Origin of the sequence: Bradyrhizobium sp. AZCC 2230 (assembly GCF_036924495.1) — a bacterium.
In the GTDB taxonomy this organism is placed as follows: domain Bacteria; phylum Pseudomonadota; class Alphaproteobacteria; order Rhizobiales; family Xanthobacteraceae; genus Bradyrhizobium; species Bradyrhizobium rifense.
This window is the reverse complement of record NZ_JAZHRS010000001.1, coordinates 7946162-7959626: the sequence shown is the minus strand read 5'-3', so window position 1 is coordinate 7959626 and position 13465 is coordinate 7946162. Positions and strand designations below refer to the sequence as shown.

The 13465-nt window shown below is 64.3% G+C and carries 12 protein-coding genes; 3 read left to right on the top strand and 9 right to left on the bottom strand.

Annotated features, from left to right (window positions below):
- Window positions 1-126 precede the first annotated feature (126 nt).
- Window positions 127-822 (top strand): GntR family transcriptional regulator, encoded by a 696-nt coding sequence (locus V1280_RS37930; RefSeq protein ID WP_334535719.1) that lies wholly within the window; start codon window positions 127-129, stop codon window positions 820-822.
- A gap of 9 nt (window positions 823-831) precedes the next feature.
- Here V1280_RS37930 and ybaK read toward each other — a convergent pair whose 3' ends face one another.
- The 8 genes from ybaK to mobB form a co-directional block, all read right to left on the bottom strand.
- Window positions 832-1305 carry a Cys-tRNA(Pro) deacylase gene (gene ybaK, locus V1280_RS37925; protein ID WP_334535718.1) on the bottom strand — a complete coding sequence of 158 codons (474 nt, stop codon included), beginning with the start codon at window positions 1303-1305 and terminating at the stop codon, window positions 832-834.
- A 168-nt stretch (window positions 1306-1473) separates the two neighbouring features.
- Complete coding sequence (fdhF, locus tag V1280_RS37920; RefSeq protein WP_334535717.1) at window positions 1474-4242, bottom strand: formate dehydrogenase subunit alpha; 2769 nt, start codon at window positions 4240-4242, stop codon at window positions 1474-1476.
- A complete protein-coding gene (locus V1280_RS37915; protein ID WP_334535716.1) occupies window positions 4239-5945 on the bottom strand; it encodes an NADH-ubiquinone oxidoreductase-F iron-sulfur binding region domain-containing protein in 1707 nt (568 codons plus the stop codon). Before V1280_RS37915 ends, fdhF begins: the two co-directional genes overlap by 4 nt.
- A gap of 153 nt (window positions 5946-6098) precedes the next feature.
- Window positions 6099-6383 carry a hypothetical protein gene (locus tag V1280_RS37910; protein ID WP_334535715.1) on the bottom strand — a complete coding sequence of 95 codons (285 nt, stop codon included), beginning with the start codon at window positions 6381-6383 and terminating at the stop codon, window positions 6099-6101.
- Window positions 6384-6470: 87 nt separating this feature from the next.
- Window positions 6471-8123, bottom strand: coding sequence for an OFA family MFS transporter (locus V1280_RS37905; protein WP_334535714.1), 1653 nt, complete (start codon window positions 8121-8123; stop codon window positions 6471-6473).
- A 317-nt stretch (window positions 8124-8440) separates the two neighbouring features.
- Complete coding sequence (locus V1280_RS37900; RefSeq protein WP_334535713.1) at window positions 8441-8716, bottom strand: sulfurtransferase TusA family protein; 276 nt, start codon at window positions 8714-8716, stop codon at window positions 8441-8443.
- A 44-nt stretch (window positions 8717-8760) separates the two neighbouring features.
- The gene (locus V1280_RS37895; RefSeq protein WP_334535712.1) at window positions 8761-10017 is read right to left on the bottom strand and encodes a molybdopterin molybdotransferase MoeA; all 1257 of its coding nucleotides are present in this window, start codon (window positions 10015-10017) and stop codon (window positions 8761-8763) included.
- A gap of 9 nt (window positions 10018-10026) precedes the next feature.
- A complete protein-coding gene (mobB, locus tag V1280_RS37890) occupies window positions 10027-10554 on the bottom strand; it encodes a molybdopterin-guanine dinucleotide biosynthesis protein B (protein ID WP_334535711.1) in 528 nt (175 codons plus the stop codon).
- 209 nt (window positions 10555-10763) lie between these two features.
- Here mobB and fdhD point away from each other — a divergent pair, with 209 nt between their 5' ends.
- Window positions 10764-11654: a formate dehydrogenase accessory sulfurtransferase FdhD gene (fdhD, locus tag V1280_RS37885; RefSeq protein ID WP_334535710.1), complete on the top strand. Its 891-nt coding sequence runs from the start codon at window positions 10764-10766 to the stop codon at window positions 11652-11654.
- The gene (gene mobA, locus V1280_RS37880; RefSeq protein ID WP_334535709.1) at window positions 11644-12291 is read left to right on the top strand and encodes a molybdenum cofactor guanylyltransferase MobA; all 648 of its coding nucleotides are present in this window, start codon (window positions 11644-11646) and stop codon (window positions 12289-12291) included. The genes fdhD and mobA overlap by 11 nt, the downstream gene beginning before the upstream one ends.
- Before the next feature lie 6 nt (window positions 12292-12297).
- Here mobA and V1280_RS37875 read toward each other — a convergent pair whose 3' ends face one another.
- Window positions 12298-13425, bottom strand: coding sequence for an FAD-dependent monooxygenase (locus V1280_RS37875; protein ID WP_334535708.1), 1128 nt, complete (start codon window positions 13423-13425; stop codon window positions 12298-12300).
- Window positions 13426-13465 lie beyond the last annotated feature (40 nt).

The window sequence follows — 13465 nt, the reverse complement described above, 5'->3', positions numbered from 1 at the left end:
TTCTGCCCGCGGTCGGCCCTGGTCAAGGCTGACAGCCATTGCGTACGTTTGTATACAAAGATATACAGACACGGTGCAAGCGGCATCTCTGCATGGGCAGGATGCGCATTGCGTGCGTGAGGATTCATGGCCAGACGGCCGGCAAAGGCAGGCGGATCAATCGCACGTGGTGGCGGCGTGGCGCTCGGCGAAGCGGTGTTCCGCTCGCTCTGCGAGGCGCTCCAGGCCGGCAGCTACCGCGCCGGCGATCGCCTGCGTGAGGAAGAGGTCGCCCAGCGGCTCAAGGTCAGCCGCACGCCGGTGCGGGAGGCGCTTGGCCGCCTCGCCGCGCGCGGCTTCGTCGAGCCTGCCGGCGGCCGCGGGCTGATCGTCCGCAACCTCGACATATCGGAGGTGCTCGAGCTCTACGCCATGCGCGAGATCATGGAAGGCGCCGCCGCGCGCCTCGCCGCCGAGCACGCATCTGCGCCTGAGGTCGACGCGCTCCGCGATATCGAACAGGCCTTTGTCGAGGCGTCCGAGACTGATGCCGCCGAGATGGCAAGAGAAAGAGCAAGGCTCAACCGCGCCTTCCATGAGGCGATCTGCCGCGCCGCGCGCAACCGCTATCTCGACAATGCCTCGCGGGAACTACAGGACTGGATCGCCCTGCTCGGCCCCACGACCTTCACCGTGACGGGCCGCCCCTCGACCAGCCACAGCGAGCATCAGGCCATCATCGAGGCCATCGCCGCGCGCGACGGCGACAAGGCCGAACAGCTCGCGCGCGCGCATATCCGCGAGGCATTGCGCTGTCGGCTCAAGCTGTTGCAGAAGCAGTAAGCCACGGGCTCACGCCAGCACATCCGCGACGACCGCTTTCAGAGCATCACGCACATCGCCGGGCTTGAGGCGCACCTGCAAGCCGCGCCGACCACCATTCATATAGACCAGATCGTGAGCGAGCGCGCTCTGCTCGATCACGGTGCCAACCTGCTTGCGCTGCCCGAACGGGCTGATGCCGCCGACCTTGTAGCCGGTGACGCGTTCGGCCTCCGGCGGCTTCATCATCTGCGCCGATTTGCCGCTCCCGGCGGCAGCGAGCTTCTTCATCGAGACTTCCTGGTCGGACGGGACGATGACACAGACTGGCTTGCCGTCCACGAGCGCCATCAGCGTCTTCAGCACGCGCGCCGGGTCCTCGCCGAGCGAGGCGGCCGCCTGGAGACCGATGCTCTCAGCGTCGGGATCATAGTCGTAAGCATGGACGGTGAAGGCGACGCCGGCTGCGGAGAGTGCGCGGGTGGCCGGGGTGACTTTGGACATGGATCATTTTTACCACCGTCATCGCGGGCCGCGAAGCCGGGCGCTATTGGTGATCATGCCCTTATACAGGTGTTTTGCCCGACGGAGCAAGAAATTTCGGTAAGACCGAAAATTTTTCACTCCTTTCAACCCCTGCCCTACTGTGCATGGGGTTGTTTTCGCGGATTGCTATTCCGCCGCGTCCCGCATCTCCGCGCGCTCGGCCCTCGCCGCGCAGAACTTGAACTCCGGGATCTTGCCGAACGGATCCAACGCCGGGTTGGTCAGCAGGTTCGCCGCCGCCTCCGCGTAGCAGAACGGCATGAACACCATGTTCTCCGGCACGTCGCGGTCGGAGCGAACCTTGACCTCAACCGCGCCGCGGCGGGTCTCCAGCCGAATGAAATCGCCGGGCGCAAGCTTCTTCCTGTGCATGTCCTTCGGCGACATGAACGCGACAGCCTCCGGCTCGATCTGGTCGAGCACCTGGGCACGGCGGGTCATCGAGCCGGTGTGCCAGTGCTCCAGCACGCGGCCGGTCGACAGCACCATCGGATATTCGTCGTCGGGCAGTTCGTCCGGCGGAATGACATGGGCCGGCACGATCTTGCCGCGGCCGCTCGCGGTCGGGAAGCCCGTGGTGAAGATGATCTCGTTGCCGGGCTTGTTCGGATCGTCGGCCGGATAGGTGACGGCGCCCTCGCGCACCAGCCGCTCCCAGCTGATGTTCTTGAGCGACGGCATCAGCTCCGCCATCTCGGTGTAGACCTCGCCCGGGCCGGCATAATTCCACGGCAGCCCCATGCGCTTGCCGATCTCCTGGATGATCCAGAGATCCTGCCGCGCATCGCCGGGCGGCTTGATCACCTGGCGCGCGAGCTGCACGCGGCGGTCGGTGTTGGTGAAGGAGCCCTCCTTCTCGGCAAAGGCCGAGGCCGGCAGAATGACGTCGGCGTGAAACGCGGTCTCGGTGACGAAGAGATCCTGCACGACGAGATGATCGAGCATGGCGAGCGCCTGGCGCGCATGCTGCAAATCGGGGTCGGACATCGCGGGGTTCTCGCCCTCGATATACATGCCCGTGATCTCGCCGGCATGGATCGCATTCATGATCTCGACCACAGTCAGGCCGCGGACGGGATCGAGATCCTGTCCCCACAGCTTCTCGAAACTGCCGCGCAGATCGTCGCGGCCGACCGGCTGGTAGTCCGGCAGGAACATCGGGATCAGGCCGGCGTCGGAGGCGCCCTGCACGTTGTTCTGGCCACGCAGCGGATGCAGGCCGGTGCCGGGCCGGCCGACCTGGCCGGTGATCAGCGCGAGCGCAATCAGGCAGCGCGCATTGTCGGTGCCGTGGACGTGCTGGCTGATGCCCATGCCCCAGAAGATGATCGACGACTTTGCCCGCGCATAGGTCCGCGCAACCTCGCGCAGCGTCTGCGCCGGGACGCCGCAGATCGCCTCCATCTTCTCCGGCGTGAACTCCTTGATCTTCTCCTTGAGATCCTCAAAGCCCTCGGTATAGCCGGCGATGTACTGGTCGTCGGTCAGGCCTTCGGTGATGATCGTGTTGATCATCGCGTTCAGCATGGCGACGTCGGAGCCCGGCTTGAACTGCAGATGCTTGGTAGCGTGACGCGACAGCGACTGTCGGCGCGGATCCATCACGAACAACTTTGCGCCGTTCTGCTTGACCGCGTTCTTGATGAAGGTCGCCGCGACCGGGTGGTTCACCGTCGGGTTGGCGCCGATCACCCAGATCACTTCGGCATCCATCGCGGCGGAGAACGGCGCCGACACGGCGCCCGAGCTCAGACCTTCGAACAGCGCCGCCACCGACGAGGCGTGGCACAGCCGGGTGCAGTGATCGACATTGTTCGAGCCGAATCCGGTGCGGACCAGCTTCTGGAACAGATAGGCCTCTTCATTCGAGCCCTTGGCCGAGCCGAAGCCGGCGAGCGCCTTCACGCCCTTCTCGTCACGGATCTTGACGAGGCCCTTGGCGGCGATGTCGAGCGCCTCGTCCCAGCTCGCTTCACGGAAATGCGTGAAGGGGTTGGCGGGATCGACCTGGTCGTTGGAATCCTTCTTCGCATTCGGCAGCCGCACCAGCGGTTTGGTCAGGCGATGAGGATGGTGGATGTAGTCGAAGCCGAAGCGGCCCTTGACGCAAAGACGATTGTGATTGGCCGGGCCATCACGGCCTTCCGCATAAATCACCTTCTCGTCCTTGACCTCGTAGGTGACCTGGCAGCCGACGCCGCAGAACGGGCAGAGCGAATCCACCTTCTTGTCGGCATAGGTCACGCGGGTCTGCTTGTCGTCGAGCATCACGGCCGGCATCAACGCACCGGTCGGGCAGGCCTGCACGCATTCGCCGCAGGCGACGCAAGTGGACTCACCCATGGGATCGTCGAAGTCGAACACGATCTTCGAGCCATGGTTCCGATAGGCCATGCCGATGACGTCGTTGACCTGGACCTCGCGGCAGGCGCGCACGCACAGGCCGCACTGAATGCAGGCGTCGAGATTGACGCGCATCGCCGGATGGCTGGCGTCGGTCTCCCAGCGCTCGGCGGCGGGGAAGCGGCTTTCGGTCACGCCTGTCGTCTCGGCCCAATGCCAGAATTTCGAATCGGGATCGTGCGAGGTTTCGCGCGCCGGCTGGTCGGCGACCAGCAGCTCCATCACCATCTTCTGCGCCGACACCGCTCGCGCGGATTCGGTCTTCACCTTCATGCCGACCGACGGCGTACGTTTGCACGAGGCGGCGAGCACGCGCTCGCCCTCGATCTCGACCATGCAGGCGCGGCAATTGCCGTCGGGGCGATAGTCGGGCGCCGGCGAATAGCAGAGATGCGGAATCTCGCGGCCCTGACGTTTTGCGACTTGCCAGATCGTCTCGCCGGGTTTGGCCTCGACCTGCTTGCCGTCGAGCTCGAACGTAATCTTCGTCATTCGGCCGCTTCCTTGAACTCGTCAGGGAAATATTTGATCACGGAGGACAGCGGATTCGATGCCGCCTGTCCGAGCCCGCAGATCGAGGCATCGCGCATCGCCTGGCTCAATTCTTCCAGCAAAGCGCGGTTCCAGACCGGCTTCTGCATGAGTTGCGCCGCCTTCTGGGTTCCGACGCGGCACGGCGTGCATTGGCCGCAGCTCTCGTCCTCGAAGAACTTCATCAGGTTGAGCGCCGCCGCGCGCACGCTGTCCTTTTGCGACAAGATCATGATCGCCGCTGATCCGATGAAGCAGCCGTATTTCTCCAGCGTGCCGAAATCGAGCGGGATGTCGTCCATCGCCGCCGGCAAAATGCCGCCGGACGCGCCGCCCGGAAGATATGCATAGAACTGGTGGCCGTCGGCCATGCCGCCGCAATATTCGTCGATCAGCTCGCGCACGGTGATGCCGGCGGGTGCGAGCTTCATGCCGGGGTTCTTGACGCGACCCGAGACCGAGAAGCTGCGCAGGCCATGGTGCTCATGGCGGCCATTGCCCTTCCACCAGTCGGCGCCCTTCTCGACGATGTCGCGCACCCACCACAGCGTCTCGATGTTGTTGATCAGCGTCGGCAGGCCGAACAGGCCGACCTGGAACGGATAAGGCGGCTTGTGCCGCGGCAGGCCGCGCTTGCCCTCGATGCTTTCGAGCAGCGAAGATTCTTCGCCGCAGATGTAAGCACCGGCGCCGCGGCGCATGTGCAGCGTCGGACCGCCAGCCGGCAGTTTTGCGATCTCGCGTTCCAAAATCTCGCGCGACGCCGGATATTCGTCACGCAGATAGATGTAGACGTCGGAGGCCTGCACCACATGCGCACCGATCAGCATGCCCTCGATGAAACGATGCGGATCGGTCTCGAGATAATAGCGGTCCTTGAACGTACCAGGCTCGCCCTCGTCGCCGTTGATCGCCATCAGCCGCGGACCGGGCTCGCCCAGCACCGCGCGCCATTTCCGCCCTGTCGGGAAGCCGGCGCCGCCGAGGCCGCGTAGCGCGGCGTCGTCGAGCCCCTTCAGCAGATCGTCCTTCGACAATTCGCCGGAGCGCACGCGACCCAGCAGCTTGTAGCCGCCGCCGCCGACATAGGCGTCGTAGTCGATATATTTGGGCAGATGCGCATGCGTATCGCCAGCCTTGGCGGCCGCCATCACATAGGCGACGGTCGCATGATCGACGAAATTGTGACCGACTTCTGCGGCCGGCGCCGTATCGCAGCGGCCGACGCAGGGCGCGCGCACGACGCGGATGCCGGGTCTCGACGCGCTCTGCAAATCGGCAAGCAGCTTCTCGCCGCCGACCATCGCGCAGGTGAGGGAGTCACAGACGCGGATCGTCAGCGGCGCGATGTCGGGCTCGCCTTCCTTCACCACGTCGAAATGCGCATAGAAGGTTGCGGTCTCGAACACTTCGGCGAAGGCGAGCTTCATCTCGTCGGCGAGCGCGGCAAGATGCGCAGCCGAGATCTGGTGATATTTGTCCTGGATCAGGTGCAGATATTCGATCAGGAGATCGCGCCGCCGTGGGCGATCGCCGAGCAATTGCTCGATCTCATGCGCAGCGGTCGGATCGACCTGCCGGCCCTTGGGCGTGGCCTTGGCGCGCTTGCGGCCCTCGCCCGGATGCTCGAATTCCCTGACCTTGTGAACGTCGTCGTGGTCCATCGCTGCGTCTCGTAGACTTTCTTTAGAACGAGTCCAAGCTTAGCCCTTGGCATACCAGATGCCAAGGGGAATTCGTATGTTCCATAAAGCATTTAAGGGGCATGGAGCCCGACAAGCCCCACGCCCCCTTCACCGAGTCGAATGTGCGCGGCCTCAGGTCTTGTCCATGCAGTCCTGGATATAGAACCAGCGATCGTCGCCAATCAGTCCCTTGGCCTTCACCTCAGCGCGGCACGCCTTCAGCTTCGGCTTGTTGGCGGTCCACTTCGCCTTCATGTCCTTCAACTTTTGCATGGTGAGTTTCATCTTGCCCGGCGGCTTGGCGTCGGTCGTCGCGGCAGGTGCCGGTGCCGCAGGCGCTGCCGCAGTCTGAGCAGACGCGGTGTGAAGGCTTGCTGCCAGCAGCATGGCGGCAAGGCAGATACGGGTGCGAAACATGAAAATCCCCATGGATCCCATTCTTAGTGATTTGGATGAGCGCCGCGGGATGCACGCAGCATCCCGCGGGCGGTATAGGCCTGCCGATCAGAAGATGTTCCAGGCGCTCTGCAGCGTCTTGTACACGCCCCAGGCCAACGGGATCGCAACGAACGCCCAGAACAGTGCGGCCTTGCCGTCGAGGCCGCCCGTTCCGATTCCGAACGAACCACTCTGCCCTGCATTCGTGCCTGCGGTCGAGGCCTGGAGCTTCGACACCTCAGCCTCGCTCATGTACCACTTCGAATCGACCGGCTTGATCAGATAGTTGCAGATCAGGCCCGCGATCAGCATCGCGCAGAGAATGTACATGGTGGTGTTGTAGAGCTGGTCGCGCGGCACGCCGGCCGCGAGTTGAAACTCGCGGATGTAGTTGACCACGACGGGGCCGATGATGCCCGCGGTCGACCAGGCCGTGAGCAGTCGTCCGTGAATTGCGCCGACGAACTGCGTTCCGAACATGTCGGCGAGATAGGCCGGCACGGTGGCGAAGCCGCCGCCATACATCGACAGGATGATGCCGAAGCCGAGCACGAACAGCAGCTTCGAGCCCATCGCCGCGAAGGTCGGCGCCAGCGCGTAGAGCACGATGCCGAGAATGAAGAAGGTGTAATAGGTGTTCTTGCGGCCGATATAGTCCGACAGCGAGGCCCAGACGAAGCGGCCGCCGATGTTGAACAGCGACAGCAGACCGGCAAAGCCCGCCGCAATACCAGCGATCTGCGCCTTCTGCGCGGCGTTCAGCGCGTTGAAGCCGACGTCCGGAAGGCCGATCAGCTTGCCCGCAAAGATTTCCTGGAGCATTGGCGAGGCCATGCCGATCACGCCGATGCCGGCCGACACGTTCAAGCACAGCACCCACCAGATCAGCCAGAACTGCGGCGTCTTGTGCGCGTTGTCGAGATGAACGTGATGCTCGGAGATCATCGTCTTCTTCTCGCTCGGCGCCGTCCAGCCCTCCGGCTTCCACCCCGTGGGCGGCAGGCGATAACGGAACGCGCCAATCATCATGAAGACGAGATAGATGACGCCCATGGTGAGGAAGGTTTCCCAGACGCCGACCGAGGTCGGGGTCTTGAACTGATCCATCAACCAGTTCGCCAGCGGCGCGCCGATCATGGCGCCGCCGCCAAAGCCCATGATGGCCATGCCGGTCGCCATGCCGCGCCGGTCGGGGAACCATTTCACCAGCGTCGACACCGGCGAGATGTAGCCGAGACCGAGGCCGATGCCGCCGATCACGCCGGAGCCGAGCCACATGATCCAGAGTTGGTGGACATAGATTCCGATGGCGCCGAGCAGGAGGCCGCCGCACCAGCAGCACGCCGCGACGAAACCAGCCTTGCGCGGCCCGGCACGTTCGAGCCAGCCGCCCCACATCGCAGCAGAGAGGCCGAGCACGACGAAAAACAGCGTGTACATCCAGCCGAGGCTCGCGACCTTCCAGTCGCACGTGGTGGTGAAGAGCTCCTGCCACAGCGAGATGTCGGGGCAGGCCTTGGGCGCCGTCAATCCGATCGCGCGCGAGAGCGGCAGCCAGAACACCGAGAAGCCGTAGGCCATGCCGATGCAGAGATGGATGCAGAGCGCGGCCGGTGGCACCAGCCAGCGATTGAACCCGGCGGTCGCAATGGTCCGCTCGCGATCAAGAAACCCCGCGCCAGCGCCTGAAATCCTTCCAGCGCTTTCGATTGTCGTCATGCATTCCTCCCCAGCAACCGCCCTTCTGAGCAGCCTGCCGCTAACATCCCGGTCCTCAGCCCATTGCGGCGCAGCTGTTGTCCCTGCTGCTCCGCACAATCACCCGACACGCGCCAGGATCGTCACGCGCGTCTGAAAAGTTAACCCCTCGATCGGGGCTCTATGCCCGATACGATCTGCAGGCTTCGCAACTGGCCCGCTGATCCGCGTATCGCGGACAAGACTCAACCTCCGCGCCTGCACAGAGAAAGTCAATTGGGGCAGAAGCCGCGATCGATGTCGATAGATAAATGGTCGGTATCCGCGCGGTAACGCGTTCAAGAACGCAGCGCAGCATTGGCACTGTCTATCGAACCATTCGTTTTTTCTATCAAGAACACGATGCGCGCCTCATTGCGCTCGGTGATCTCCACCGTGTCGCCCGTCTCGCGGATCAGGTTCGGAATGTCAATCACCGACAATGGGTCGGTGCAGTGCACTTCGAGCTGATCGCCCGGCTGCAACGGTTTCAACGCCTTGCGTGTTTTCAAGGCGGGCAGCGGGCATTTCAGCCCGGTTAGATCAAGTGTCGTTCTGGTCGTTGTTCTTGTCATGGGTGCAACATGGCGGGAGGGGCCGAGGACGTCAATGCAATGGCCTAGAGCAGATCAGCATAGGACAGGAAACCTACATTCTCGCCCGGTTCGACCCGCGTGATATCTTCGCCCAGTTCAATGAGGCCGTCGGTCTCGACCAATGACGACAGCAGTCCAGCGCCTTCGCGCGGAAACTTGACAGCCTCCAGCGTGCCATCCTGTGCACGCCGCAACGACGCCCGCACATATTCGCGACGGCCGAACTTCTTCTTGTAGGTGAACGCCGCGCGCAGCGGGATCGGCAACAGCGGCTCCGGCAGACTTCCGGCGAGCGCCAGCACCGTCGGCCGCACCACATGGACGAATGTGACAAAACTCGCGACGGGATTTCCAGGCAACCCGATCAACGGCGTGCCGCCGATGACGCCCATCGCCACGGGCCGGCCCGGCTTGATCGCCATCCGCCACAGCACCAGTGAGCCGACGCTCTCGACCGCCGCCTTGACATGGTCTTCCTCGCCGGTCGAGACGCCGCCGGTGGTGAGGATCAGATCGTGGTGGCCTGCCACCTGCTTCAATCCGCTGGCAAGCGAAGTGCGCTCGTCGCGCAGAATGCCGAGATCCGAGACCTCGCAGCCGAGACGGCGCAACATCGCCATCAGCATGAAGCGGTTGGAATCGAACAGCTGCGAGGCCGCACGCGGCTCGCCGGGCGAGGCCAGCTCATCGCCAGTGGAGAAAACGGCGACACGGATACGCCTGACGACATCGAGCCGGGTCAGACCGAAGGCTGCAGCGAGCGCGACATGCTGGGGCCGCAGCCGCTGGCCGGCACGCAGCGCAACGTGCCCAACCGGAATGTCCTCTCCTGCCGGGCGAACGTTGGCACCTGGCTTCAGCCCGGGTGGCAGTACGATCTTGCCGGCTTCATCGATGCGGACGTCTTCCTGCATGAAGACGGTCTCGGCCCCCGGCGGCATCGGCGCGCCCGTGAAGATGCGCGCGGCGTGGCCGGGCTTGATCGGTGCTTGCGCAAGGCCGCCGGCCTGGATACGGCCATCGAGCGGGAACGACTGTTCCGCTTCCTGCAAAAGGTCGGCATTGCCCACTGCGTAGCCGTCGACGGCGGAGTTGGTGAAGGGCGGCAGCGGCATCGGCGCCGCGATATCGCGCGCTAGCACACGACCGTCGGCATCGACCAGCGCCACCGTCTCGAGATCGGCAATCGCGCTGACGCGTGCCGTGATCAGGCCAACGGCCTCATCGACCGACATCATCGGTCCGCCGAAGGCAAAGCAATCGTCCGACAGTTGCGCCATGGTGCCTCGTCAGCGCATCGCCGCGCTTCTTGCAACCGCTTCCTCGACCGGCATCGCCGAACGCAGCAGCAATACCGCAGCAGCTTCGATGTCATCGAGATGGACGGTCGGCAGCCGGGTTTCAACCGCCGCGTCGGTCGCAATCCCGACAATGCCGGGATCGTCGGGGAACAGCAGTGGCTTGTCATTGGCGGCGCGATGCACCTCGATCTTGCGATGCGGCTCGCGCTTGAAACCTTCGACCACCACGAGATCGACCGCGGACAGCTTGGCCAACAGTTCCGGCAGCCGCGGCTCCGGCGCCCCGCGCAACTCATGCATGAGGGCCCAACGGTTCGACGACGCCACCAGCACCTCGGCCGCACCGGCCTCGCGATGGCGCCGGGAATCCTTGCCGGGGACATCGACGTCGAACTGGTGATGCGCATGCTTGATGACGGAGACGCGCAGGCCCTGCGCGTTGAAATGCGGGATCAGCCGCGTCAACAGCGTGGTCTTGCCCGCACCGCTCCAGCCTGCAAGGCCGATGACTTTCATAACCGTTCGATCTCCGCCAACGGCTCGCCAGCCGATGGAACCTCCGGCCTCTCCCCGTCATTGCGAGCGGAGCGAAGCAATCCAGACTGCCACCCCGGATACATTTCTGGATTGCTTCGCTGCGCTCGCAATGACGAAGGGAGGCATTTCCGCTTTCCGCCAGCATGCTTATATCGGCTTGACCCGAATGTCATGCTAACGTCACGGCCATGATGAAGATCGACAAAGCCCCGGTGCCCCTGATCGTCCCGAACCCCGACGATCCGCGCCTGACCCAGAGCGTGACCGGGACCGACCAGACCGGCGCCAAGGTCGAGATCAAGGTGCCGATGGAGCGGCCGCTGACGCTCTACCTGAATTCGCAGGAGATCGTCACCATGATGACGATCGGCGACTATCCGGAATATCTGGCACTCGGCTACCTGCTGAACCAGAACATGCTGAAATATAATGACGCGGTCACCGAGGTCGAATACGACGACGACCTCCAGGTCGTGGTGGTGCGCACCGAGCACCACACCAATTTCGAAGCCAAGCTGAAGAAGCGCACGCAGACCTCGGGCTGCGCGCAGGGCACCGCCTTCGGCGACCTGTTGGAGGCGGTCGAGAGCGTCGCACTGCCAAAGGCCGAGCTGCGCACCTCCTGGCTCTACCAGATGACGCAGACCATCAACACCATGCCCTCGCTCTATCTCGAGGCCGGCGCGATCCACGGCTGCGTGCTGTGCAAAGAGGGCGAGCCGCTCTGCTACACCGAGGACGTCGGCCGCCACAACGCCGTCGACAAGATCGCGGGTTGGATGTATCGCCACGGCGTCGATGCGTCCGACAAGATCCTTTACACGACAGGACGTCTCACCTCGGAGATGGTGATCAAGACGGTGCGGATGGGCATCCCGATCCTGGTGTCGCGCTCCGGCTTCACCGCTTGGGGCGTCGATCTCGCCCGGCAAGTCGGGCTGACGCTGGTCGGACGCACCCGCGGAAAGCGCTTCATCGCGCTCGCCGGCGCGGAGCGGATCGTCTACGACCAGAACCTCGATTACGTCGAAGAGGAATCGGCGAAGCACAAGCGCAAGGGCGAACGTGGTGACGACTAGTACTCCGGCAACGAGCATTCCATCAACTCTTGGCGTGCTGCTCGCCGGCGGCCTCGCGCGCCGCATGGGCGGTGGCGACAAACCGATGCGGACTATCGGCGGCCGCACCATCCTGGAGCGCGTGATCGCGCGCCTGAAGCCCCAGTGCGACGGATTGATCCTCAATGCGAACGGCGATCCAGCGCGCTTCGCCGCGTTCGGCTTGCAGGTCATTGCCGATGACGTGCCTGGCTTCCCCGGCCCGCTCGCCGGCATTCTGGCCGCGCTCGACTGGACCGCTGCGAACCGGCCGGAGGTCGAATGGGTGCTCAGCGCCGCCGGCGACTGTCCCTTCCTCCCCCGAGACCTTGTTGCACGCCTTCATAAGGCGCGTGCGCAGGAAAACGCACAGCTTGCGGTCGCCGCATCCGGCGACCAGTCGCATCCGGTGATCGGCCTGTGGCGCGTCGCCTTGCGCGACGAGCTGCGTCACGGGCTGGTCGTCGAGGATCTCCGCAAAATCGACCGCTGGACCGCGCGATATCCGCTCGCAACGGTGACGTGGCAGACCGAGCCGCTCGATCCGTTCTTCAATGCCAATACGGTCGAGGACATCGCGGAAGCCGAGCGGCTTGCGGCGCTGGATGCGGCGTCTTAATCAAGCTCAAGCCGCCAGCGGCACCGACCAGGCGTCGTAGCCGTAGACCCAGCTCGTATCGGTCCGCTCCTTCAGCCAGATGTTGGCACGCGAGGTCTCCTGCACCCGCGTGGTCCGCACCTTGCGCGTCGCCTCGAAGCGGCGGAAGGCATCCACGACGCCGTCGCGGTCGACACCGTCGAGGCAGCGCGACAGCACCGCGGCGTCCTCGATCGCCATCGCCGCACCTTGCGCCATATAGGGCGTCATCGGATGGCAGGCGTCGCCGAGCAGCGTCACTTTGCCATCGGCCCAGCGCTCCAGCGCATCGCGATCCATGATCGCCCATTTGTGCACGTCGGGGCACGCCGCCAACACCTGACCGACCTGCGGATGAAAGCCTTCGAACGAGGCGCGCAGGTCGCGCACGTCGCCCTTCGCCGACCAGGACTCGATCCGGAAATTGGGCTCCGGCTGGCTGGTGACGAGATAAACCTCGCTGCGGTCCGGCTTGACGTAATAGATCACGATGTGGCGGTCCTCGCCCCACCACTTCGTGCAGTCGTCGATCTTCCCGCCGAGCAGCGCGGCAGGATAGGTGGTGCGATAGGCGATGCGGCCGGTGAATTTGACCGGCGCGGTGTCGAACAGAATGTCGCGCACCGCCGAATGCACGCCGTCGGCGCCGACCACGGCATCGGCAACAGCGCTGGTGCCGTCGGCAAAGCTCAACCTGACGCCCTCGCCGGTCTGGTCGAGACCGGCGAGCTTGTGGTTGAGCCGCACAAACTCATCCGGCACGACGCGCGCCAGCGCCGCATGGAGATCGCCGCGATGCGCCAGCAGATAAGGCGCGCCGAACTCCTCCTCCGCGCTCTCGCCAAAGATCATGTCGAACTTGATGTCGCCGCTCTTCCAGTCGCGGTTATTCCAGGACCGCGGATAGAACGATTGCTCGCGCATCCGTTGCTCAAGCCCGAGCGCGCGCAGCACCTTCATCGCGTTGCAGCCGATCTGGATGCCGGCACCGATCCGGGCGAACTGGGAGGCCTGCTCGTAGACCATCACGTCGACGCCGACACGCCTGAGCGCCGCAGCGGTCGCGAGCCCGCCCATGCCGGCACCGACAATCGCAACCGAAAGCGGCCTTGCCATCGCGTCCCCCACCCTGTTTTCCGCGCGGCTTGAATGCCGC